The organism is bacterium (assembly GCA_019695305.1).
In the GTDB taxonomy this organism is placed as follows: domain Bacteria; phylum UBA10199; class UBA10199; order UBA10199; family JAIBAG01; genus JAIBAG01.
Genome location: JAIBAG010000014.1, coordinates 48852 through 70501, shown reverse-complemented (window position 1 = coordinate 70501; position 21650 = coordinate 48852). Strand labels below are relative to the sequence as shown.

Genomic DNA, 21650 nt, shown 5'->3' with positions numbered 1-21650 from the left:
TGGCCCCTAGCCTTTAAAATCGCGATCGTTTCTCGTTCAATTAAAGTAAATTGATAGTAGTTTTTACCCATATCCACTCAGAATACTCATCTATTCTAAGTGGTGCACTTGCTTATTGAACCCAGGGCGTATACAGCCAGCCGGGCCGCACAAGTGGCCACCACCATGCTTATTGAAGCCCCGCTATTTGCCGGCATGGAATATGCCGTGCAAGGAAAAAATATTTTCAATCAACCGCACTGGGTAGCCGAAACCATTTGGTGCGCTCTCACTTTAGGCACGCTTAAAATTAAAAACATGCCGCTTCAAACCTGGTTTAAAGGCCCCAATTTTAGATACGCCATGACTTATCTTCCTACATGGCTGCGCCCCATCATCCAAAATTTTGTGATCCAGGGGCAAACCGATGTAGCCACCCTGCTACTAATACGCGCAGTGCAAGAAGGTTATTACACAGGTGATGTGACAGTTTTTAGCGAACTGGATGAAGCTGTAGGCGAGCTGGAAGCCGTGGTTGGCGGTTTAACCTTATCGCACACCTTAAGCCCCGTAAAAGCCCCACAGGTGTTAGAGGTACCCGACAAAGTAAAAGAAAAATTGAAAACAGAGTTAGTAAAACCCCGCGAGGTTGAAAGTACGCCGGAAGAAGTGGAGGCAACAGAAACGCCCACGCCAGAAATAGAGCCTGATGATTTAGAAACCGAAGAAGATACTATTGATGATATTGATGATGAGGCAACCCAGCCTTCTGCAGTCATGCCCGTAGCACAAGCACAAGCGGCTTTAGCCGCACCTGCGCCAGCAAACTCTGCCCCTGCAACACCTACAGCCGTATCCCCAGCACCGGCAAACCAGGCCCCCGCAGTAGCTCCCTCTGCGTCGGCACCACCTGCAGAGCGTGAAGAAAAATCAGAGCCCCCTCAACCCTCTTTAAGCGATAGAGTACTCGCCGCCTTTAACAGCCGCTATACCGCGCTAAAGGCAAAACTTCAGCAACAAGCTCATCTCTTAGGTGTAACGGCAACACTCCCCACAGAGATTAAAACAGCAAAAGATTTATATGCCTTACAGGCAATCGTGAGTGAGATGCTAAAAAAGGCTTCAGCACCAGAAAAATTAGCTTTTACAAAAAAAGCTACAGCCAGAACTATCCGCGACCTCTTTAGTATAGAAGGATTGGAAGTATCCGCCATTCAATCCCACTATACCGATATAAAACCCACAAGCATTTTAGCGGCAGAACCTATTTCTGTAGACTCCTTAGTAAGCGACATCAAAACAGCTTCCGGAGACACCACTATCAATGCCCAAACCCGCTTGGCCGACCTACCCACTCTTAAAGGCGTATGGGCCGAATTATTGGATACTTTTGCCAATAAAAATATGACGCTAGCTGAAGTGGCAACAGCACTGAGTGCTACAAGCGGCCGCACCGCTACCATTAGCCCTGTTATCACCACCGAAACAGGAACTCGTTTAGAGGGCGAAGCCGCGCTGGCGTATGCCGCTAAAGCCAAATCACGCTGGGGTTCTTTTGTAGAGTTGATGAGAGGGTTAAGAGGACAAGCCAAACCCCATATTATCACCGGTGCCTTAACGGCCGAATCGGCACGTCCGCTGTTAGCGCAAGCCTTAGCCACCGAGGGGGCCAACATTATTATCCCAACACGTGATGTAGCCAAAGCACGCGCCAGCATTTTAGTAGCCATGCGTTATTTGCAAGCCAATGGCATTGCCGTAAAAGCCACTAGCATCGAGCTTGTTGAAGCCGACATCACGCAAGAAAACCAACGTAACGATTATGCCAATTATGTAAGGCAAAAAAGTAATGGAAGATTGCCCGTTATTGATGCCGCCCTGGCTTATGCCACAGGCTTGGAAGTGCCACTGGAACTAGCCCAAGCGGAGCTCGCTCGTTTTTGGAAAGCGGAGGGACTCGATTTAACTGTGATTAGGGCCTTAAGCCCCTCGCGCCCTGCTGTGGAAGTAAGCGCCACCGATAAAGCCCAGGCTAAACCCACTTGGGGAAGTTGGGCCTTAACCAAGATGGCGGCCATGGCCGGTTTTCCGGAGGGAGCTATCAAAGAAAAAGGTTCTTCTTTTTATCGCGATGCCGGCGTTCCCTTGCAAGGCCGTGCCTATGGCTTGGCCCAGGCTATTAAAAGTTTGGCGGCACTGGCCGAATTTTGTGAAGGCACAAAAGTGGCCGAAGTAACTTTGCCCATTGAATACACCGAAAGTATTTTACAAAATAAATCGTTTAAAAGAGATTTGGCCTTTGCCGGTTTATTTGGCGTAAACCCCGCCGACCCATGGCTGGCGGGAGCCGCCTTGGTACCCGTTTATCAACAAGCCATTACTACTGGCATCAACAGCACACAGCCCTTACAGCTAACACTGAGAGGCGGCACCGAAACCAAACCTGTTGGTATTGGGCCCTTAACAGCCGGCGCCCGTGCAGCACAAGTATTTGGAAAAGATTCTCTTGTTGTTTGGCTGTTAGGTGGAAATCCCTCAAACCCCGCCCCCATTTTTGAGCGCGCCAAAACTTATGATTTATCCCAACCGCAAACTATTCCTGTAGAAACTTATGACATTGCCGATACCCACCATAATAGCGTAGCAACTCGTGCCACCATTTTGGAAGATGCCATTAGTAATACTTTGGGTTACTCGCCCCAAGATTTATTTTTTAACATTCAAACTTATTTAAATATTCGCCTGCGCGAGTATGTGCACATGTATAGCCTGGCGCAAAGTGACGGCAGTATTATAGACCCGGGAGTAAAGCGCGTTGAAACCTTGCTGGATATTTTAGAGCGCGAGGTTTTTGATTTTTTTGTAGATAACCCCAATGCCACCGAAGCCGATATCCCAAGAGTTATCCGGTATACAGATGATAATCAATCACCACCGGCAAGTGGCACACAAGAGCCTGCAATTACACCGGCTCAGGAGGAAGCACCTGCTCCTCTTACCTCGTCCCCATTTACTCTACAGGCAAATGGGAACAGTTATGATGTATTCGATAACAGTGGAATAAAATTGGGAACCGCAGAAATTGATAGTGCTGGAGGGTTTACCTATACGGGGAAATTCACGCTTGATGGCCTATTTACTATTGTGGCCTCTAAACAACCTGATGGAACAGTATTGTTATCAGTAATTCGCTACCATGGAGCTTCACATGATAACATGATGAGCAGTGAAAGACGCACCATTCCAGACGTTCCGGCCGACAATCCAACCGCCTGGTTACAGGCAAGACTGACAGAAATAGCCCTTGAAGTTGAGACAAGCTTAGGAATAGCCGATTCTGCACCACAAGCTCCAACCCCAGTAGCAGATTACAATATAGTACACGACACAAGCCGCACAACCACGGGAGGGCAACAAAACTTTTCATTGCAAAAGCAAGGGACAAGACTGGGAAACGGCAATGTGAACAGGATGGGAGGCATCATGTACACAGGCCGCTTAACACCCAACGGCTCTGTATTTAATATCAACATCAGTCATCTTGTAGGTGAAACATGGCTTGTAACTGTAGAACGTATGGAGGAAGGCACAATAAGAAATCCTGATGAAAGACGACTAATACCTAGCGCAGAAATGAACTTTAATGCAACCCCAGAAGCAGGTAATTTATTAGGATGGGCTCATGCCAGAATTTTTGACATTGAGTTGATCTTAAGAGCAGAATTTCCAGATTTATTTAAGTAAAAATTAGGGATTGGCACTAATATTAATTTCTACACCCAGTCCGCGCATATATTCTAAAAGAATATCGCCTTGCATGCTCATCATATAATTGTAGTCGTCCAACGTAGGATTAAGTGTAATAGACGCCGACATTAACGAATAGGGCTCCAAATCGGTAGTGGTATCGTTTTCATAATCAATCAGCGCATGTTCCTGAATTCCCATGGCATGCCCCAACTCGTGCGCTACCACATATTTATCAACATGATCCGATCTAATTTCGATAGCAAAATCGGTAACAACACGGCCAGAATCGTGCAAACCATTTACATAGACATTGCGGCTATAAGTATAACCCACCACGCGGCTATAATCGTCTATGCCCGTAATGCTGGAGTCTTCATCAAAATTAATTTCATCTACTTTATAAATTACGCGTGCATCGGGTTGCCATTCATCAAGCACTTCAAAAACTTCAAAACCCACAGCCTCATTGGCAACATCAATGCCTTCAAGCACTTCAGCTCTTTCATCGTCATTAAATAAAGCTACATAAACAGGAATGGGTAACTCGGATACCACGCTCGATCGAAAGGGTTCACGAATAAAATAACCCCATGTTAAATTATCGCCACGCTCTATCCCGTCAAAAGGTGATACCAATGGATCTATACTGGAATTACCGCTGTCTTCAACATCTGATGATTGCGCAGCCGAGCCACAAGCAACGCTAAACAGGGTTAAAAATATGAGTAATAAGCGCGAAACTGTTTTCAACTTTATTCCCTCAAATTAAAATGTAAGACTTTCTTAAAATGACCTTATAAAAAAAGCAAATTACAAAATTTTATATTTATCAGTCTGCGTAGTTATCGGATTTTTTTTTGTAAAGTTGTGTTATTTTTTTTAAAATAACAAAATAAGACGCGGCGCGTTATGGGTTAGTACTTAAATAAAATGCATTTTTTGATCTTAAAACAAACTTTTGAAGCCTTGAGAACGATATTTCTTCTTTAAGATTTTATACTTAAAACTGTTTTTTTAATTCACGCCCTTAAAAAAATACAGTATAATTCAATCTTTAATGGGGCTTTAACCATGTCCATCAATTTGTACAGTTATACTAGCTACCGTGAGTATTTAGACCATGTTTTTGAAAGCATGTTTAAAGAAAACCCACGGCTTTCTTATAGGGCTTTATGTCGTATGGCCGGCTATAGTTCACCCAACTTTATTCGTTTCGTGGTACTGGGAAAGCGCGATTTAACCTCCGACGGCATCTCTAAAATAGCTAAATTATTAAAATTAAACAAAAAACAAACCGACTACTTTAGTAACTTGGTTCAATACAACCAGGCCGAAAGTTTAGAGGAAAAAACGCGCTATTTTGAAAAAATATGCCATTTTAAGTCGTATTATGAGGTAAAAAACATTGATCATAAGGCTTATTTGTACTTTTCGCGCTGGTATTACCCTGTTATTCGCGAAATGGCCTATTTTGCCGAATTTAAAGACGATCCTAACTGGGTTGCGGCCCGTTTAAGCCCCCGTATTACCCCGGCCGAGGCTTCTGAGGCTCTTAAAACCCTCTTTGAACTGGGATTTTTAATAAAAAATAGCAACAAACGGGTTGAAGTTACCGATAAACATATTAGAACAAGTTCTGCTATTACCGAACTTTCGGTCTATCGTTTTCATCAAGAAATGATTAAAATGGCTTTAAAAGCCCTTGATGATACACCCGAAGAGTATAGACAGATGCTTACTATGACGGTAGCAGCAGATAAAGATTCTTTTCTCGAAGCTAAAAAACGCATCGAGGAATTTGCACACGAGTTGGGCGACTTGTTAACTGGGGAAAGCAAAGGAGATACCGTGTATCAGGTAAACATGCATATGTTTAACTTAACGGCTATCCCTGAACGGTGGAAAAAATAGAAAAGGAATTATTATGCGTTTCTCGTTTTTGATACTCGCTTTCTTGTGTACGCTTGCGTGCTCTGGAAGTCAAAATTTAACATCTTCGGATATCCCTAACGATAATGGGCATTACACGATTGCTACTAACCCTACTAAGCCCGCTATCACTAAAAACTTTAGCATAGCTGGCAAATATAATTATCAAGCTGCCGAACCGGGAACAATTCCCTCTACTACTGTGTCAACCGACTTACTGGCTCTTTCTGTTAATCCCATGCCAACAAAAGTTGCTTATAAGCCCATTCAAGACCGTTGCAATCCTGAAAACCCTATTTCGTTAGTAGCAATGGCTCCCAATAATATACGTACAACTTTTGATATTAAGGCTAATGAAGAGTTTTCGGTTAGTCTTCCCGAAGGCCCTTACGAACTTTACTTTTTTCAAAACTATGGCGAGACTAACCAGGTTTTTTGTTCCAGCCTTATGTATTCCGACACTAATACCGGTTCCAAATTGGGTGGTTTGTATGCCGGCATCATCTTAAAAGACGATTTAGAATTGGGTGATTTAACCGAATATGCTTCTGGCTTTCATCTTTCGGATACACTGGCCGAAATTCAAGGTGCTGTTGATTTAAACGACAACGGTCATTTAGATGAGTATATTGAAAATTTAAATACTACACTCCTGCCCGATTTAAACATTCTCAATATGAATCCTTATAATTCGGGTATTGTTCCTTTGTGGGGCAGTAACAACAACACCGGGTTTATTTATATGCGTGTGGATGACATTGTAAAAGAAGTTGATGGTTCTCAAATTAAGATTACCGCCCAAAACGATGAAAACACCTTTATTGTAGACGGTGTTACTAGTAGTAATATTACTATTGAAACCGACACCTCTTATCAGGAGTCTATTATCCGTATTAAATTGCAAAACGCCCTTGAACCTCGTGGCAAATACACACTGATGATTGGCCAAAACACCATTACTACCGAATCGGCACGTGTTTTACCGCATTCTATTGTTGTTAATTTTACAGCTAAGCGTCGCTTAAACCAAGAAAACCATCTTAAGTATTATGACGAGCTTATGGAAAAATTTACTCAATAAAATTTTGACAATAGAAATAAAAAAGGCATCTTTTTAGATGCCTTTTTTATTTTGAAGTGCTTTAAAAAACAAAACCCCGGATCGGCCGGCAACAATCTGGGCATTTCGTAGCCAGAAGGCTACTATAGGGAAAGAGTCAGGGGACGTTTTACCATCCCTTCACTCTCACTCTATATAAAGAAATGAAAGTTGCCGGCCGATCCGGGGCTTCCGTCTCGTACCGCTTAAAACCAAGTTTTCAAAACACCATTCAACCTACATATTAGTTATCGTACAAAGCACCTTAAATGTTGACAGCAAAATGAGGCCAAAATGCAGAAAGTGAGAACAGTTTGTTATCACCTAAAAAAGAAGGGGGAGCCAGAATGGCATTTTAAGTATATAATATTATTTGAGTTTTTAAAAAAATAAAGAAGTCACTCCAAAAAAACAAACGTGATAAATCAAATTTTGTTATCAAGGGGGGTGTCTAAAATAGAATAATGTTCACCACCATCACAGTTAAAATGCCACCATTCGGTAGCTAGCCCCGTAAAGCCAAACTGCTTCATCATACCTTCCAAGAGCTGCCTATTTTTTAAAATGGGAGGGGGCAAGTTCTGGTAGGATCGATGAGCCTTTTCACAAAACTCATCAAAGGCTGTGGGCATTTCCAGCTCATTACCATCCTTATCAACCAGCGTAACATCCACAGCTGCACCTCTATTATGCATAGAACCCTGATGAGGATGACACACATAGCGTTCATCGGGCATATGATCCCATAAAATTTTTTGAATAGAGTGCGGGCGATAAGCATCCCAAATTTTTAAACCATACCCTAAGTCCAGCAACTCCTGCTGCACCATAGAAAGCTTTTCAGCCACACTTTGACGCAACAAACATTTGGCCGATGGATACAAAATTTTTCCTGTAAAATTATTAGTGGTGGCGTATCGAATATCAACCAATATAGTTGGATCCACTTCTTCTACATCTACCAATGGCTCTTTGGATTTATCCGAAAAAATAATCCCTCGCACACGGTTTACTTCTTGCCTAAATTTTCTTAAAAAGCGTCTAGCCCATACAAACTCGGTACCCAGTAACGCTAAACTTGCTGGAATCACAATAAGTGCAGGCCCAGGCAAAAAGATCATTGCCAAGCCGATAAGTAAAAAGGTAAAGCCAAAAACGGTAACCAATACACGTTTGGCACGATCGTAATGATGATCGTGAAGTAATTGTTTTAAACTCTCATAAATTTTTTTCATCTATGTCCTCAAAACTTGTTAAAACTATACTCTTTATCTGGCTTATCATCACGAGCTTTTTAGGACTTTATCACCGTGTTAACGAAGATTCCCTGATTACCAGCTTTCATACCCGATGGGGCATGCTGAGTTTTCCTCTCATCGCTTTTTTTATTGTAAATTTTATAAAAAGAAGTGTTGCAACCAAACAAGAGGTTTATTCACTATACGCTCTGCTAGCTACAGGCCTTATGGCTTGGCTTACGGGGCTGGCCCACGACATGGAGTTTTTGCCTCTGGGATTGCACCAGTTATTTGTGGTTGGCTTTAGTTTACTCACACTCCGTTACTTATTTAGTCGCCAATCTTCTTAGGATCACCAAAACCATCTTTAAGCATAGCAAAAAATCCGGCACGATTATCTTTTACTACGGCAAACCAGCCAACTGCTAATAACACATAGATAAACGCGTAAATGTTGCGCGCTTCGGTAGATGTAAAAAACATCTGCGTAATAAATAACACAAACAGAATAAGTGCTTCAGTAATAGAGAAACGCAAGTTCATAATCATCACTAAAGCCAAAAGTGATTGCGCAGCCGTCAGAAAAATTTCTTCGGCCTGACGCTCATCCATATGCATGGGCTCTAAATGACCGGCCGACAAACTGTAAACAAGCGGCAACATCCCAATTAAAAGTGTCCACTGATTAACCTTGGACGACACAAGCGTCTGCATACTATTGGCTGCTTTGGCACGCAGAGCAAATAGAATGGCTACAATAAATTCGGGAGATTCACTGGCCAGAGGTGCCAGCCATTGTACTAAAATGAATTCTTCAATACCGGTTTTACGACCCACTTCCAAAATACCCTCGGCAAAAGGTTCGGCGGCAATAAAAATAGTATAACCCGAAAGTCCAAAAAAGAAGAGCGTGGCCAATATTTTAGGAAGTCCCTTCCAGGGAGCAATAAACTCGATAGGCCCTTCAATTTCAGGTTCTTCGTGATGAGCACGCGTAGCCTGAAACATGTAGCCTGCAAAAAGAAGGATGTAAACGGCTGCATCCATCCAGCTGAGTGATTTTTTAAGAGGAATGACAAACGAGTAAAGAGTAGCCAAAAACAGAAACATCAGCTCAACACGATTTCCTTTTTCAAGCTTCACTTCGCCTTTTTTTGTTTTAAAGAAATAGGCAAAAACTACAACAGCCCAACCCACACCAATCAACAGTCGATTAGCGCCCGTCATATTAGCAGTAGCAAAATGGATATATTGAGGGTCTTTCCCGGCTTCCCAGGCAAAGTACATATCCACGGCATATTCGGGAAGAACCGCCACCAGGGCTAAAAAGGCTAAAGCCAGCGACTGAGGGATATAAAATTGAGCCAATTCCGCCCCCCACGACAACATAAAAGCCGCACCAAAGATGGCTAGTCCCGGAGCAATGGCATTGTAGGGGCTAGGCAGATGCCCCACCACGTTATGAAGGTAAATCCACTGAGCACTAAGCCCAGCAACAAGAAGAATGGTTAAGAGGTCGCGTTTTTTCGGCATTTTTTCCAAGTATTTGATTTTAGCAATAATTTCCAGGGTTTTTTTAACATTTTTATCTTTTTTGAAGCCCCCTTTATTCTTTGACAAAAAATGCCCCTTTGTGTAAACGAAGCGCACTTTTGGGGTCCCCAGTGGGTTCCCCTCTAGCTTGCCCACAAGGCAAAACCTTAACTTCTTTAACAACGGAGAACAACCAAATGAGAATGATTAAATTTGTAACCTTTCTAGCACTAGCCCTTACATCCGTATCGGCATTTGCTAGCGAAGCCGATATCGTGCTTCCCAATTTAAATGATGTGACCTTTTTAGGGGCACATACCGGACACCAACTCTTAACCTACGGCATTGCTATCTGCGTGCTCGGTTTATTGTTTGGTATCATGCAATATTCCAAACTTAAAAACATGCCGGTTCATGCATCCATGCTCGAAATTTCGGAGCTGATTTATGAAACCTGTAAAACTTATCTTTTTACTCAAGGTAAATTCATTCTCATTTTAGAAGTGTTTATCGGTGCCATCATGGTGGTGTACTTCGGTGTACTCCAACACATGGAAGCAAGCCGCGTGGCCATCATTATAGTGTTTAGCTTAATCGGTATTGCTGGCAGCTACGCTGTGGCTTGGTTTGGTATCCGCGTGAACACTTTTGCTAACTCCCGTACCGCTTTCGCAAGCCTTAAAGGTAAACCCTTCCCTACTTACGACATCCCTTTAAAAGCCGGTATGTCCATCGGTATGGTGCTGATCAGTGTGGAATTATTGCTGATGCTCTTAATCCTCCTCTTTGTTCCTGCTGACATGGCTGGATCTTGCTTCATCGGTTTTGCCGTAGGTGAATCGTTAGGTGCTTCGGCCCTGCGTATTGCCGGCGGTATCTTTACCAAGATCGCCGACATCGGTTCCGATTTGATGAAAATCGTCTTTAACATTAAAGAAGATGACGCCCGTAACCCCGGCGTTATTGCCGACTGTACTGGCGACAACGCCGGTGACTCGGTTGGTCCTTCTGCTGACGGTTTTGAAACCTACGGTGTAACTGGCGTAGCGCTCATTACGTTTATTCTTTTAGCTGTTCCCAATCCTACTGTACAAATTCAGTTGTTAGTATGGATCTTCATCATGCGTCTCGTGATGGTAGCTGCTAGCTTCATCTCGTATGAACTCAACGCCGCTGTTCAAAAAGCTAAATATGCCAACGTTGATCAAATGGATTTCGAACATCCCTTAACCGTACTCGTATGGTTAACCTCGTTCGTTTCTATCGCGTTTACCTACGGCGTATCGTATTTCTTAATCCCCGACTTGAACGGTGACACAACTTTATGGTGGAAACTCTCAACCATCATTACCTGCGGTACCTTAGCCGGTGCGATCATTCCTGAAATGATCAAGATTTTCACCTCTACAAGCTCTTCGCACGTTAAAGAAGTAGTGACCTCCTCCAGAGAAGGCGGCGCTTCCTTAAATATCATCTCCGGTTTGGTTGCTGGTAACTTCAGCGCTTACTGGATGGGGATCGTGTTTGTTATTTTAATGGGCAGCGCTTACTGGCTCACCGGTAGCTTTGCTCCCGAACTGATGATGGCTCCCGGCGTGTTCGCCTTCGGCTTAGTTGCTTTCGGTTTCTTAGGTATGGGCCCTGTAACCATCGCGGTTGACTCTTACGGCCCTGTTACCGATAACGCTCAGTCGGTTTTTGAACTGTCTGTTATCGAACAAATTAAAGGAATTAAAGACGAAGTGAAAAAAGACTTCGGCTTTGAACCTCAGTTTGAAAAAGGAAAACATTATCTGGAAGCCAACGACGGCGCCGGTAACACCTTTAAAGCAACGGCTAAACCCGTGCTTATCGGTACCGCGGTAGTAGGTTCTACCACCATGATCTTTTCCATCATCGTGCTCTTAACCAAAGGTCTTACCGAAAACCTCGATAAATTAACGCTCCTCCATGCGCCCTTCTTGTTGGGCTTAATCACTGGTGGAGCTATCATTTACTGGTTCACCGGTGCTTCCATGCAGGCCGTATCCACCGGCGCTTACCGCGCTGTGGAATTCATCAAGGCTAACATTAAACTTGATGGCGCTACTAAAGCCTCTGTAAGCGACAGTAAAAAGGTTGTGGAAATTTGTACACAATATGCCCAAAAAGGTATGTTCAACATCTTCCTCACCATTTTCTTTAGCACCTTGGCTTTTGCCTGTTTCGAACCCTTCTTCTTCATTGGATACTTAATTTCCATTGCTGCTTTTGGTTTATATCAAGCTATCTTCATGGCTAACGCCGGTGGTGCTTGGGATAATGCTAAAAAATTAGTGGAAGTGGACCTGAAAGAAAAAGGTACACCCTTACACGCTGCAACTGTAGTGGGCGATACCGTAGGCGATCCTTTCAAGGATACATCCTCGGTGGCCTTAAACCCCGTGATCAAGTTCACAACTCTCTTCGGTTTATTAGCCGTTGAATTGGCCATCGAATTACCTGCCGGTATGAGCGTTAAGCTTGCCGCTGTATTCTTTGCCATCTCGCTCTTCTTCGTTTACCGCTCGTTCTACGGAATGCGCATCGACAAGAAGGCGTAATACTTTCTTAAAGTAACCACTAAAAAGCCCCCGCCTCAGGCGGGGGCTTTTTTATTGTTCTTTTGAGTGTGTTGCTTAAGAGTGGATTATTATGAGGATAATCCCAAAAGATCGGATTTTTTAAAACGATAATCTTTGCCGTTGGGTTTGGTGTACTGGATACCACCCTTTTTGATACGACGGCGAAGTGTACTGGCCGATAAGCCCAACAGCTTGCAGGCCTGTTTAAAATCGATGGTGTCTTTCCCGGAAAAAAAATTGGAAGAATCAGTAATATCAATACCAATCACTTGACCTTTTTTATCTTCCCGCACAATAATGCCATTTGTAAAATACGACTTAGCTTCCACTGTGTCTTTAAAATCGATGGAAACATAATCAGTTTCGGAGTCGTGAATTATTTTAATAGGTTTCATAAACCTCAAAGTTAACCATGATGGTTATCACTTCATAATATTTTTTGGATACTTCTAGGGCCACAACAGCCACATCATTGCTAAAGTTTTATTTCTTTTTACGAGTTTTTTTTTGCAGTAACTCCAGATCCGCTTTATCTTGCATTCTTCCGGAAGCTTTCTTGTTTTTTATCAAATCGGCAAGCCCAATAAAATGGACAGGTACTTTTCCGTACTTGCCTTTTTTTCTATTTTTCCAAACAGTGGGAAAAGTACACCCATCAATTTTGGTCAACAGATCAATCCTGACCGGTTCATACCCCATCTGCAGAATCAATCCGGGAGTAGCAAAATCGTTTGCCGATAAATTTTTAGGTGTAAAACCAAACTCTTTAAGAGCCTTAATGATACGATCACCGTTTTGAGTACTAGCCTCAACAAATAGATCAATATCTTTTGTGTAACGGGGAATAGCATGAAAAGCCACGGCAAAGGCACCCACAATACAATAAGTCACATTATGTTTGCCAAATAAGCTTAAAAGTTCCTCGAAATCTTTTTCTGTGTTTTGTTTTTTTGTCATGCCTGATCTTCTTAAAAAGAAGTCTCAAATACTGCATTTGGTCAACACGCTCCTGTGGCGACATTTTTAAACGTTCACAATAATCCGACTGCTGGGCTTTTTTGAATGAAGTAAATTTATGGACGGTAATTTTTTTCATGACCAATACCTTATTTTAACGGTTTAAAATGATCTGTAAACAAGAGTTTTATATTTGACTCTCCCTGTTATTTATCCCAAATAACGGTATGCATAACATTAATTCACCGGAGCTCACAAAATACCTTTTCTCACTGGCAGCTAAATATGATGACGCTGTTCTGATCGAAATGGAACAATACGGCCGCGCCAATAAATTTCCTATTATCGATCGCGCTGTAGGCGCCATGATTTATACCCTCACTAAAATAGCAGGCGCCAAAACTGTTTTTGAATTAGGCAGCGGTTATGGGTACTCGGCTTACTGGTTTGCCAAAGCTATGGGTAAAGAGGGCAAAGTATGGTGCACCGATGGCAGTGCTAATAATAAAACAAAAGCTGAAACTTATTTAACCCGTGCAAACGTGTGGGATCAGATTACATTTTTAACCGGCGATGCCGTAACCAGCCTTAACAATACTCCTGGTAACTTTGATATTATTTATGATGATATCGACAAAGAAGGCTATCCGGCGGCTTGGCAAGCCGCCAAAGAGCGCTTAAAATCCGGTGGACTTTATATTTGCGATAATACACTCTGGAGTGGTGCTGTGTATGCCCCTGTTAGCGATAACAGGCCATCCACTAAAGCCATTAGTGAACACAATAAGATTATTTATGAAGACAAAAATTTTGATACTACTCTCATTCCTCTGCGTGATGGCGTTCTCATCGCTCGGAAGAAGTAATGAGGAAAGGACGGTACGCGTGAAAGAAGGCGATAAATTACCCGAGTTCAGTTTGTCTGATCAAAACGGAAAAAGTGTTGATATAAAAAATTTAATTGGGAAAAAAGTTTTGGTTATTTATTTTTATCCCAAAGACGACACCCCCGGTTGCACCAAAGAAGCCTGCACTTTTCGCGACAGCTACGACGATTTTAAACGCGCCGGTGCCGAAGTGATTGGCATTAGTTCCGACGATGAAGCATCGCACAAAAAATTTGCAGCCACTCATCACCTCCCATTTATTTTGCTAGCCGATAGTGGCGGTAAAGTGCGTAAGCTTATGGGCGTTCCTAAAACAATGGGCTTACTTCCCGGACGTGTAACTTATATTGTAGATAAAAAAGGAATTGTACGTCACGTGTTTAACTCGCAATTCCAGGCCGAAAAGCATGTGGAAGAATCGTTAGAAGTAATTAAGAGATTAGAAAAAGAATAGAGCTCGTCATCACGGGCCTAACCCGCAATCTCGCTATTTTGCTTTTACCGAAAGCGTAAGCGTGAACTCTGCCACATGCTCATCACCGCTTACTTTAGGTGTCGTGGCATACATGTTAACCGTAGCATTTACACGCTTTTTGGTTTTTAACGTTTCCTTTACCGCTTTGGTTGCAATTTCCCCTTCTTCACAAATAAAATGCACATCACTCATGGCACGCTTAATAAAGTTAGCGGTAAAATCTTTAAAAATAAATCCTACTTTGTTCCCCGTTTTTTCAATGGCATCCACCATCGAAAGCCCCCCGGCCAAATCGGCCCCCATGGCCAATACTCCAAAATACATGCTTTTAACGTGATTGCGGGTTAAATAATTGAGAGGGATCACCGCTTCACAACGTTTTTCATTCATCTCAATAATTTGAGGACGAATGAGAAATAAAAGAGGCAAATTTTTAAGAGAAAAGGCACGAATGGCCAAAGTTTGTTTCCAGTTCATGAATGAGATTTAACGCATTGCACCACTAAGTCAATTTCTTTTCTTCATTCCCTCTCCCCTTTAGGGAGAGGGGAAAATCGTTACAAAAAATTAAATGATCTAAAGACTTAGATATACTATAGTAAACCTTATGTTAAAGCTCTTAGCCCTGCTACTTACTCTATCAAGTGCTGTTTATGCCCAAGAACAATTTACCACGGTAGCGGGCCAAGATTATAAACTGCATACCAGCTCACCCTTCACTAATCCCAAATGGGATCCTTTTGTAAAAGAGGGTTTTGATGCCTTTGACCGTCAGGATGTGCAAACGGGATTAGAATTTTTACGTAAATCAGTTTTACTGGGCTGCACCTCTCCTCTTGTGCTTATGAAAATGGGTATTGGTTTTGAATCGCAGGGTAATTACCCGGTAGCTTTGCAATATTACCAAATGGCTTTTGATAATTTTGCCAAATGGGGAAAAGAAACCTCTTATTATGCCGATTTTCCCGAATACTACGGTAGAGCCCTGTATTTATCGGGTAATGTTGTAAAAGCTATGCCCTTTTTGGAAGAAGCGGCTAAAACCAAACCTACTTCTCCTATTTTAAAATTACTCATTCAAAATAATTTAAGTTCCGAAGATACGGTAAAAGCCGAAAACTTTTTGGAAAAACTCGAAAAAATCCAACCTACCGATTACACCGCCGAGGAATTTGTTAATTTTCACCTGCAATTAGCCCGTCTTTACAAAAAAGCTGATAACAAAGACATGGCTACCAAACATTACGAAAAAATACTAACTTTCGATGGCGACAATAAAGAAGCGCGCACTTACATTAACGAATCCAAGAGAAAAAGCATGATGGATGAAGTGTTTAAAATTATGGACATGTAAAAAACATATGCTACGCTTCTCCCTCCCCATTTCCGGGGAACTTAACTATAAGGAGACTCCATGAAAAAAATATCTGCACTTGTGTTTTGCGCTATCGTTTCTTTAGTAGCCTTTAAAGCGCACAGCTTTGGCATTCCCAACGTAACCGGCACTCAAACCGAAGCCATTACCAAAGAGGTGGTAGGTACGGTGGCTAAAGATGCTGTAGTAAAAGATTTGAACAAATATCTAGCTTCTCAAAACTGCACCTGTAATGCCAACGGAACGGTAACCGGCTGCGACTTAAACGCCATTGGTAAAAAGGTAAACGACAACAGAACCCCTTTAAAAGAACTTTTAAACCGTGAAGTTAATTTCCACAGCATGGCCAAAAGCCAGGAATGCTCGTGGAAAGTGCGCGATACCATTAAGCATGAGTATAGCTACTGGTATTGGTACACCCCCTATGATTCTTCGATGGGACCCAAAATCAAATTATGGGTTGATTAAGAAAGAGTGAAACGCTTTATTTCCATCATCGTAACGGGGGTAAGTTTAATGCTTATCCCCGTTTCTTTTTCCTTTGCTTATCCCGATTTTTTGCGCGATCCCGACGCCTTAAGCCTAACGCTTGAAAACACTATCCAAAACGAACGGGGTGGCAGTACCAAACGCGCTGTTGTTAAAAACACAGCCAGCGGCATTGATGTGTTGTGGCAATCACTCTCTCGTGAAAAAACAGGAAACGAGCCATGGCCTGCTTACAAAGTAAAAACTGTTAAAGGTTTTTTTCATACCGACACCATTGCCGATGCCGACTCGTGTTTTTTGCCTATCTTATGGAGCCCGGGCAATAAAACTTTAGAACGTAACAGCCTAATGTGGTTTCCTCAAAACTTATTAGCCACGCTTAAAAATAAAAAAACCGTTGCTTTTGACGCCGGTATTTTCTTTTCAGATTTAGCGTTATTAGAGAGCAATTCTGAAATTGATATTACACTACAAAGCCTGCGCAACATGACAGGTATTGGCTCTTCACCCCCACCGGCAGCGGCCCCTAAAAAACAAATTCGCGACCTTAGTTCCTTTTTAACACAAGCCACTACTTTTGCACTGCAATCTCAAAAAGAAACCGACATTTTATTAAATGGAAATAAAGAAACCATTCCTGTTATGGTAGTGGGTAATAGTTTTATAGAACTAACCATACTCGCTATTCCCTCTAACCCCCTTATTATAGAAACCAAGTTTAATACGAGTAAAATTCCAGATGGCATTGGCTCGCACTGGAATTATCTTAAAAATTGGGGAAGTTTTAAAATTATTGAAATTGGGGCGAAAGAGTAACCCACCCTATCCCTCCCTTAATCTAAGGGAGGGAACTTTCTTAGCCCCTCCCACTTAAATTAAGGGGGAGGACTGGAGGGGGTTACTCTTCTACATCTTCTCCGGTGCCGAAATCCCAAGTACAGCCAGCCCATTTTTAATCACCTGACGAATACAGGCAATAAAATAGAGTTTGGCTTGAGTCATCGTTTTATCGGCCGAGATTACGCGGTAACGTTCATCACCCCGCGCCCGGTCGTAGTATTGCTGAAAAGCCTGAGCGAGCTCGATAAGATAATAAATCACTTTATGAGGTTCGCGGCCAAGTGCAGCTCCTTCAATCATTTCAGGGAAAGATAAAATCTTCTGCGCTAACTGGATTTCTTCGGGTAAGTTTAAAAGATTCTCGTAAGCAGCATTAAACTTTCCATCAAACACATGCCCTTCGGCAGCAGCTTTGGCCAAAATGCTCGAGATACGCGCATGAGCATACTGCACATAATACACCGGGTTTTCGGCAGATTTTTGTTTGGCCAGTTCCAAATCAAAATCCAAATGCGCCTCGGGCGAGCGGCTTAAAAGGAAAAAGCGGAACGCATCGCGCCCCACTTCATCCAACACCTCACGCGCTAAAACGAAATTGCCACCACGCTTGGACATTTTCACCGCATCGTTGCCACGCTTCACACGCACGTATTGATAAAGAACCGTTTCAATTTTTGTGGGATCACAACCCAACGCTTTCACCCCCGCCTGAACGCGAGGAACGTGACCATGGTGATTGGAACCCCAGATATTGAGTAAAAGATTATAACCCCGTTTGTATTTTTCGACGTGATAAGCAATGTCGTTAGCAAAATAAGTGGGGCGTCCACCATCGGAGCGCTCCAAAACACATTCACGATCGGCCAAGTAATCATCATGCGGTGCAAACCAGGTAGCTCCATCCTTTTCAGTCACCATGTTTTTAGCCTTAAGTTCGTCGAGATACTTTTTAGTAACCCCATCCCCTAAAATATCCTTTTCATGAATCCACGAATCAAACTTTATCCCCATGTCCTGGCAATCGCGTTTAATTTCCAGCTGCAGATATTCAATTCCTTTTAAACCTAGCTTGGTAACAGCTTCGGCTTCGGGCAAGCTCATTACGCCTTCGCCCATATCCGCCAAAGCGCGGTCGGCCAGTTCTTTTACATATTCACCCTGGTACCCTTTACCTCCGGCAAAATCGATTTCAACTTTTACCTTGCCGGTTTTCTCACCCATCCAGTACAGCATAGTGCGGCCAAGCTGATCGATCTGCCCGCCAATATCATTCACATAAAACTCACGCGTCACATCATAACCCGTAGCCGTTAACAGTGAGCAAATCGCATCACCTAAAGGACCACCACGGGCATTACCAATATGCAGTGGACCTGTAGGGTTAGCACTCACGAATTCGACAACGGCTTTTTGCCCGGCATATTTTTTACTAGTGCCAAAGGAATCATTTAATTGAGTAATATTTTGAAGCGATTTTACCCAAAACGAAGATTTAATTTTAAAATTGAGAAATCCAGGGCCAGCAATGGTAATTTCTTCGATTAAACCGATATCATCTTTAATATTTTTTTGAATGCGCTCGGCTAATTCGCGCGGTTTTTTGCCCAATTGCTTGGAAAGTGTTAGCGCCACATTGGTGGCTAAATCACCATGTGCAACGATAGCAGGTTTTTCCAAATGCGGTGTAAAGCTGGCGCTGGCATCCACAGTTTTTACGGCATCTACAATCATGTGTTGTAACTGTTCTTTAATCATCGATGGTTCCTGTATAATTTTTCAACCCACTTATAAGAGGGTCTCTTTTTTTGTTCCTGCATAAATGCCCCCAAAGGATCAGGCACGTCTTGCGGAAATTGCATCACATGCTCTTTAGGGCTTACCAGCGGTGCCAGTAACGAGGCCGCTGTAATATCGGCACGCGATAATTTATCGCCCACCAGAAAATCCGATTTTTTTACCAAACTATCAAGTTTATCCAAAGCCTTGTTTAAGCGTTCTTCCGAGCGTTTGGAGCTTTCGTCATTTATATTCATCCCCTTGCGCATTAAAATTCGGGTAAGAGGAAAGGAAAGTTTAAACCAGGTGCGAAATGCGATATTTAAATCGGCTGTTAAAAGTGGCACCACAATATTCGGATATTGCAAAAGCGTATTGTAAAAAAAACGACGCAAATGAATACCAACTTCCTGATCAAAATATTCTTCAAGTTCGAGCGCCTTTTTTTGATCGGCGGCCGATTTGGGAGTAAGAGAATTTTTGGGATATTTATCGTCGAGATAATCTAAAATTACGGTTGAGTCTTGAATATAACGGCCATGATCACAGATAAGCGGTACGGTGTTGTGAGGCGCCTTTAAACGAATGACAGGGATATGCGCCCCAGGCATTAAATTGACAACCCGATACGGCAGTTGTTTATGATCAAGCGCCCAACGCACCTTTTCGCAGTAGTGAGAAAGTTTGAACTGGTAGAGGGTAATCATGCCTCCACCTAACTTTTTTTTAATGGCTAATCAAGAGTCTATATCAAGTCTATCTTATCGCGCCCTATCGATACTTATCATAAACATGATGAACCCATTTATAATAAGGCCGTTCCTTTTGCTGATTTCTAAAGTTCTCCAGCGGCTCGGGCAATTTTATGGGATACACCATGGGCTGTTTTTTAGGCCCCACCATAGGAGAAATAAGTGAAGCCGCCGTTAAATCAGCCCTGCTAAAGCTATTGCCCACCAAAAAATTATTCTGCATCACCATCTCATCCAATTTATCGAGCGCCTTTAAAACTCGAACACGCGATTCTTCGGCTTTTTGCGGGGTAATATTAAGACCTTTACGCATATAATTGCGCACAAAGGGAAAGAAAATTGAAAAAATAAAGCGAGCAAAAGGCTTGGTATCGGCCGTTAACAAATTGATAATTTCCGACCGATGACAAAGCATGGTGTGATAAAAATAGCGACGTAAATGGATCCCTAACTCTTTATCGAAGTACTCTTCTAGCTCAATAGCTTTATTGGCGTAGTTATCCTCTTCGGGCGTGAGCTTTTTTTGAGGGTATTGTGAATCGAGATAATTAATGATAGCGGTAGAATCCTGAATACATTGTTTACCATCAACAATAACAGGCACACTGGTAGACGGGGCAAACTTTTTAATAACGAAGCGATGAAAACCCGGGGGAAGATTAATAATTTTATACGGCAAGCCTTTATATTCAAGCGCCCAACGTACCTTTTCGCAGTAGTGAGAAAGCTTGAATTGGTAGAGGGTAATCATTTTTTTTGACTAGCCTGTTTACAAAACCGAATCAAGCACCCTGATGAGTGCCCCAAACGCGTTTAGATACAAAAGTAACCAGCAAAAACACCACCACAAAAAAGAAGGCCGCTAAAATAAAAGGGTACTCTTTTCCCCAGTGATCAAAGAGAAAACCAGCAAAAAGTGGGCCCAAAATACGCCCTAACGAACCAGCGGATTGATACACACCCATGGTAGCCCCTTGCATACCCTGCGGGGCATTTTTAGAGACGAGTCCATAAAGAGACGGGTTGGAAACAGCATACCCAATACCAAAAATACAAATCGCCACAACAAATAGAGGGACAATACCGGCAAGTGTAGCCGCCAGTAAACCGCTTGTCATGATAAGAGAACCTGCGGTAATCAGTTTTGTCTCTCCCAATTTTTTAGAGAGTTTTCCAATCCCCCCACCCTGAATTAACGCCGACATAAAACCCATCAGCGCTAAAATTAAACCGGCATGAAAAGCATCCAGATTAAATTTGGCTAAAGCAAAAAGAGCAAATGAAGTTTCAAGTTGAGCCATACCCAGGGTCACTAAAAAGAAAATAACAATTACGAGTCCTGTCTGCGGACGACCCAAAGTTTTTGTGATGATATCCAAACTAAAACGATTACGATGAGCTTGTCGTTCTTGGGCGGTAAGATTGGGCTCTTTCAAAGTAAAAATGGCGAACAAAAGATTAACACCCGATAAACAAGCAGCCAAAAGCGGCGCTTTGTTATAACCCCATTGCGATAAAATACCGCCCAAGGCAGGCCCTAATAAAAACCCCATCCCAAACGCAGCTCCGATGAGCCCCATCCCCTTCGTGCGTTCTTCAGGAGGCGTGATATCGGCAATGTACGCACTGGCTGCGGCAATATTGGCTCCAAAAAAACCACCTAAAAGACGGGCCACAAAAAACCAGGCCAAACTTTGTGCCGAGGCTAATATCACCATCGCCACACCCAGCCCTGCAATACTGGTAAGCAGCACGGGTTTGCGGCCGATGCGATCGGACAAACTACCCCAGAAAGGTGAAAACAAAAGCTGCATGCCGGAGTAACTGGCCATCAGTAGCCCCACCGTCATGGCGGATGCCCCGAATGTCTTGGCGTAATACGGAAGGATAGGAATGACTAATCCAAAACCCAGAAGATCGATAAAAACGACGAGAAAAATTGTTAAAAGCGGCTTTTTGTTCATAGAA

General features: G+C 42.7%; 20 protein-coding genes. 10 read left to right on the top strand and 10 right to left on the bottom strand.

Annotated features, from left to right (window positions below; all coding sequences use genetic code 11):
• Nucleotides 1-108: 108 nt before the first annotated feature.
• Nucleotides 109-3723 carry a hypothetical protein gene (locus tag K1X76_07910; GenBank protein ID MBX7148997.1) on the top strand — a complete coding sequence of 1205 codons (3615 nt, stop codon included), beginning with the start codon at nucleotides 109-111 and terminating at the stop codon, nucleotides 3721-3723.
• 3 nt (nucleotides 3724-3726) lie between these two features.
• Here the strand turns inward: K1X76_07910 and K1X76_07905 are convergent, their stop codons facing one another.
• Nucleotides 3727-4479 (bottom strand): hypothetical protein, encoded by a 753-nt coding sequence (locus K1X76_07905; protein ID MBX7148996.1) that lies wholly within the window; start codon nucleotides 4477-4479, stop codon nucleotides 3727-3729.
• A gap of 321 nt (nucleotides 4480-4800) precedes the next feature.
• Here K1X76_07905 and K1X76_07900 point away from each other — a divergent pair, with 321 nt between their 5' ends.
• Together K1X76_07900 and K1X76_07895 are read left to right on the top strand one after the other, a co-directional pair.
• Entirely contained in the window at nucleotides 4801-5640 is an 840-nt protein-coding gene (locus tag K1X76_07900) for a TIGR02147 family protein (protein ID MBX7148995.1), read from the top strand.
• Between the two features lie 13 nt (nucleotides 5641-5653).
• A complete protein-coding gene (locus K1X76_07895) occupies nucleotides 5654-6739 on the top strand; it encodes a hypothetical protein (GenBank protein MBX7148994.1) in 1086 nt (361 codons plus the stop codon).
• 443 nt (nucleotides 6740-7182) lie between these two features.
• Here the strand turns inward: K1X76_07895 and ddpX are convergent, their stop codons facing one another.
• Nucleotides 7183-7992 (bottom strand): D-alanyl-D-alanine dipeptidase, encoded by an 810-nt coding sequence (gene ddpX / locus K1X76_07890; protein MBX7148993.1) that lies wholly within the window; start codon nucleotides 7990-7992, stop codon nucleotides 7183-7185.
• 2 nt (nucleotides 7993-7994) lie between these two features.
• Here ddpX and K1X76_07885 point away from each other — a divergent pair, with 2 nt between their 5' ends.
• Nucleotides 7995-8345, top strand: a complete 351-nt coding sequence (locus tag K1X76_07885; GenBank protein ID MBX7148992.1) for a hypothetical protein — start codon at nucleotides 7995-7997, stop codon at nucleotides 8343-8345.
• On the opposite strand, the gene K1X76_07880 is transcribed toward K1X76_07885, so the two are convergent.
• Nucleotides 8326-9528: a sodium:calcium antiporter gene (locus K1X76_07880; protein MBX7148991.1), complete on the bottom strand. Its 1203-nt coding sequence runs from the start codon at nucleotides 9526-9528 to the stop codon at nucleotides 8326-8328. The genes K1X76_07885 and K1X76_07880 overlap by 20 nt on opposite strands.
• Before the next feature lie 197 nt (nucleotides 9529-9725).
• On the opposite strand from K1X76_07880, the gene K1X76_07875 reads away from it, so the two are divergent.
• Complete coding sequence (locus K1X76_07875) at nucleotides 9726-12110, top strand: sodium-translocating pyrophosphatase (GenBank protein MBX7148990.1); 2385 nt, start codon at nucleotides 9726-9728, stop codon at nucleotides 12108-12110.
• 89 nt (nucleotides 12111-12199) lie between these two features.
• On the opposite strand, the gene K1X76_07870 is transcribed toward K1X76_07875, so the two are convergent.
• The gene (locus K1X76_07870; protein MBX7148989.1) at nucleotides 12200-12526 is read right to left on the bottom strand and encodes an excisionase family DNA-binding protein; all 327 of its coding nucleotides are present in this window, start codon (nucleotides 12524-12526) and stop codon (nucleotides 12200-12202) included.
• A gap of 88 nt (nucleotides 12527-12614) precedes the next feature.
• Complete coding sequence (locus K1X76_07865; protein ID MBX7148988.1) at nucleotides 12615-13088, bottom strand: nucleotidyltransferase; 474 nt, start codon at nucleotides 13086-13088, stop codon at nucleotides 12615-12617.
• Nucleotides 13089-13315: 227 nt separating this feature from the next.
• Here K1X76_07865 and K1X76_07860 point away from each other — a divergent pair, with 227 nt between their 5' ends.
• Both K1X76_07860 and K1X76_07855 read left to right on the top strand, forming a co-directional pair.
• Nucleotides 13316-13954, top strand: coding sequence for an O-methyltransferase (locus K1X76_07860; GenBank protein ID MBX7148987.1), 639 nt, complete (start codon nucleotides 13316-13318; stop codon nucleotides 13952-13954).
• Entirely contained in the window at nucleotides 13926-14429 is a 504-nt protein-coding gene (locus K1X76_07855) for a peroxiredoxin (GenBank protein MBX7148986.1), read from the top strand. The genes K1X76_07860 and K1X76_07855 overlap by 29 nt, the downstream gene beginning before the upstream one ends.
• 33 nt (nucleotides 14430-14462) lie before the next feature.
• Here the strand turns inward: K1X76_07855 and K1X76_07850 are convergent, their stop codons facing one another.
• Complete coding sequence (locus K1X76_07850) at nucleotides 14463-14927, bottom strand: DUF4442 domain-containing protein (GenBank protein MBX7148985.1); 465 nt, start codon at nucleotides 14925-14927, stop codon at nucleotides 14463-14465.
• A gap of 130 nt (nucleotides 14928-15057) precedes the next feature.
• Here K1X76_07850 and K1X76_07845 point away from each other — a divergent pair, with 130 nt between their 5' ends.
• The 3 genes from K1X76_07845 to K1X76_07835 are packed head-to-tail and all read left to right on the top strand — an operon-like array spanning nucleotide 15058 to nucleotide 17130.
• Entirely contained in the window at nucleotides 15058-15804 is a 747-nt protein-coding gene (locus K1X76_07845; GenBank protein ID MBX7148984.1) for a hypothetical protein, read from the top strand.
• 60 nt (nucleotides 15805-15864) lie between these two features.
• Nucleotides 15865-16293: a hypothetical protein gene (locus K1X76_07840; protein MBX7148983.1), complete on the top strand. Its 429-nt coding sequence runs from the start codon at nucleotides 15865-15867 to the stop codon at nucleotides 16291-16293.
• 6 nt (nucleotides 16294-16299) lie between these two features.
• Nucleotides 16300-17130: a hypothetical protein gene (locus tag K1X76_07835; protein MBX7148982.1), complete on the top strand. Its 831-nt coding sequence runs from the start codon at nucleotides 16300-16302 to the stop codon at nucleotides 17128-17130.
• Between the two features lie 90 nt (nucleotides 17131-17220).
• Here K1X76_07835 and argS read toward each other — a convergent pair whose 3' ends face one another.
• From argS to K1X76_07815, 4 genes are all read right to left on the bottom strand, one after another.
• Nucleotides 17221-18909, bottom strand: coding sequence for an arginine--tRNA ligase (argS, locus tag K1X76_07830; protein ID MBX7148981.1), 1689 nt, complete (start codon nucleotides 18907-18909; stop codon nucleotides 17221-17223).
• Complete coding sequence (locus K1X76_07825) at nucleotides 18906-19637, bottom strand: glutathione S-transferase family protein (GenBank protein MBX7148980.1); 732 nt, start codon at nucleotides 19635-19637, stop codon at nucleotides 18906-18908. The genes argS and K1X76_07825 overlap by 4 nt, the downstream gene beginning before the upstream one ends.
• A gap of 64 nt (nucleotides 19638-19701) precedes the next feature.
• On the bottom strand, nucleotides 19702-20433 hold the full coding sequence (locus K1X76_07820) for a glutathione S-transferase family protein (protein ID MBX7148979.1): 732 nt from the start codon (nucleotides 20431-20433) through the stop codon (nucleotides 19702-19704).
• 31 nt (nucleotides 20434-20464) lie between these two features.
• Nucleotides 20465-21646, bottom strand: a complete 1182-nt coding sequence (locus K1X76_07815) for an MFS transporter (protein ID MBX7148978.1) — start codon at nucleotides 21644-21646, stop codon at nucleotides 20465-20467.
• Nucleotides 21647-21650: the final 4 nt, after the last annotated feature.

Bases quoted from the DNA above. Each gene is read 5' to 3' on its own strand.
- argS (MBX7148981.1), bottom strand. From the start codon at position 18,909: ATGATTAAAGAACAGTTACAACACATGATTGTAGATGCCGTAAAAACT.
- K1X76_07885 (MBX7148992.1), top strand. From the start codon at position 7,995: ATGTCCTCAAAACTTGTTAAAACTATACTCTTTATCTGGCTTATCATC.
- K1X76_07815 (MBX7148978.1), bottom strand. From the start codon at position 21,646: ATGAACAAAAAGCCGCTTTTAACAATTTTTCTCGTCGTTTTTATCGAT.
- K1X76_07850 (MBX7148985.1), bottom strand. From the start codon at position 14,927: ATGAACTGGAAACAAACTTTGGCCATTCGTGCCTTTTCTCTTAAAAAT.
- ddpX (MBX7148993.1), bottom strand. From the start codon at position 7,992: ATGAAAAAAATTTATGAGAGTTTAAAACAATTACTTCACGATCATCAT.
- K1X76_07860 (MBX7148987.1), top strand. From the start codon at position 13,316: ATGCATAACATTAATTCACCGGAGCTCACAAAATACCTTTTCTCACTG.
- K1X76_07845 (MBX7148984.1), top strand. From the start codon at position 15,058: ATGTTAAAGCTCTTAGCCCTGCTACTTACTCTATCAAGTGCTGTTTAT.
- K1X76_07875 (MBX7148990.1), top strand. From the start codon at position 9,726: ATGAGAATGATTAAATTTGTAACCTTTCTAGCACTAGCCCTTACATCC.
- K1X76_07840 (MBX7148983.1), top strand. From the start codon at position 15,865: ATGAAAAAAATATCTGCACTTGTGTTTTGCGCTATCGTTTCTTTAGTA.
- K1X76_07855 (MBX7148986.1), top strand. From the start codon at position 13,926: ATGGCGTTCTCATCGCTCGGAAGAAGTAATGAGGAAAGGACGGTACGC.
- K1X76_07900 (MBX7148995.1), top strand. From the start codon at position 4,801: ATGTCCATCAATTTGTACAGTTATACTAGCTACCGTGAGTATTTAGAC.
- K1X76_07870 (MBX7148989.1), bottom strand. From the start codon at position 12,526: ATGAAACCTATTAAAATAATTCACGACTCCGAAACTGATTATGTTTCC.
- K1X76_07895 (MBX7148994.1), top strand. From the start codon at position 5,654: ATGCGTTTCTCGTTTTTGATACTCGCTTTCTTGTGTACGCTTGCGTGC.
- K1X76_07880 (MBX7148991.1), bottom strand. From the start codon at position 9,528: ATGCCGAAAAAACGCGACCTCTTAACCATTCTTCTTGTTGCTGGGCTT.
- K1X76_07820 (MBX7148979.1), bottom strand. From the start codon at position 20,433: ATGATTACCCTCTACCAATTCAAGCTTTCTCACTACTGCGAAAAGGTA.
- K1X76_07865 (MBX7148988.1), bottom strand. From the start codon at position 13,088: ATGACAAAAAAACAAAACACAGAAAAAGATTTCGAGGAACTTTTAAGC.
- K1X76_07825 (MBX7148980.1), bottom strand. From the start codon at position 19,637: ATGATTACCCTCTACCAGTTCAAACTTTCTCACTACTGCGAAAAGGTG.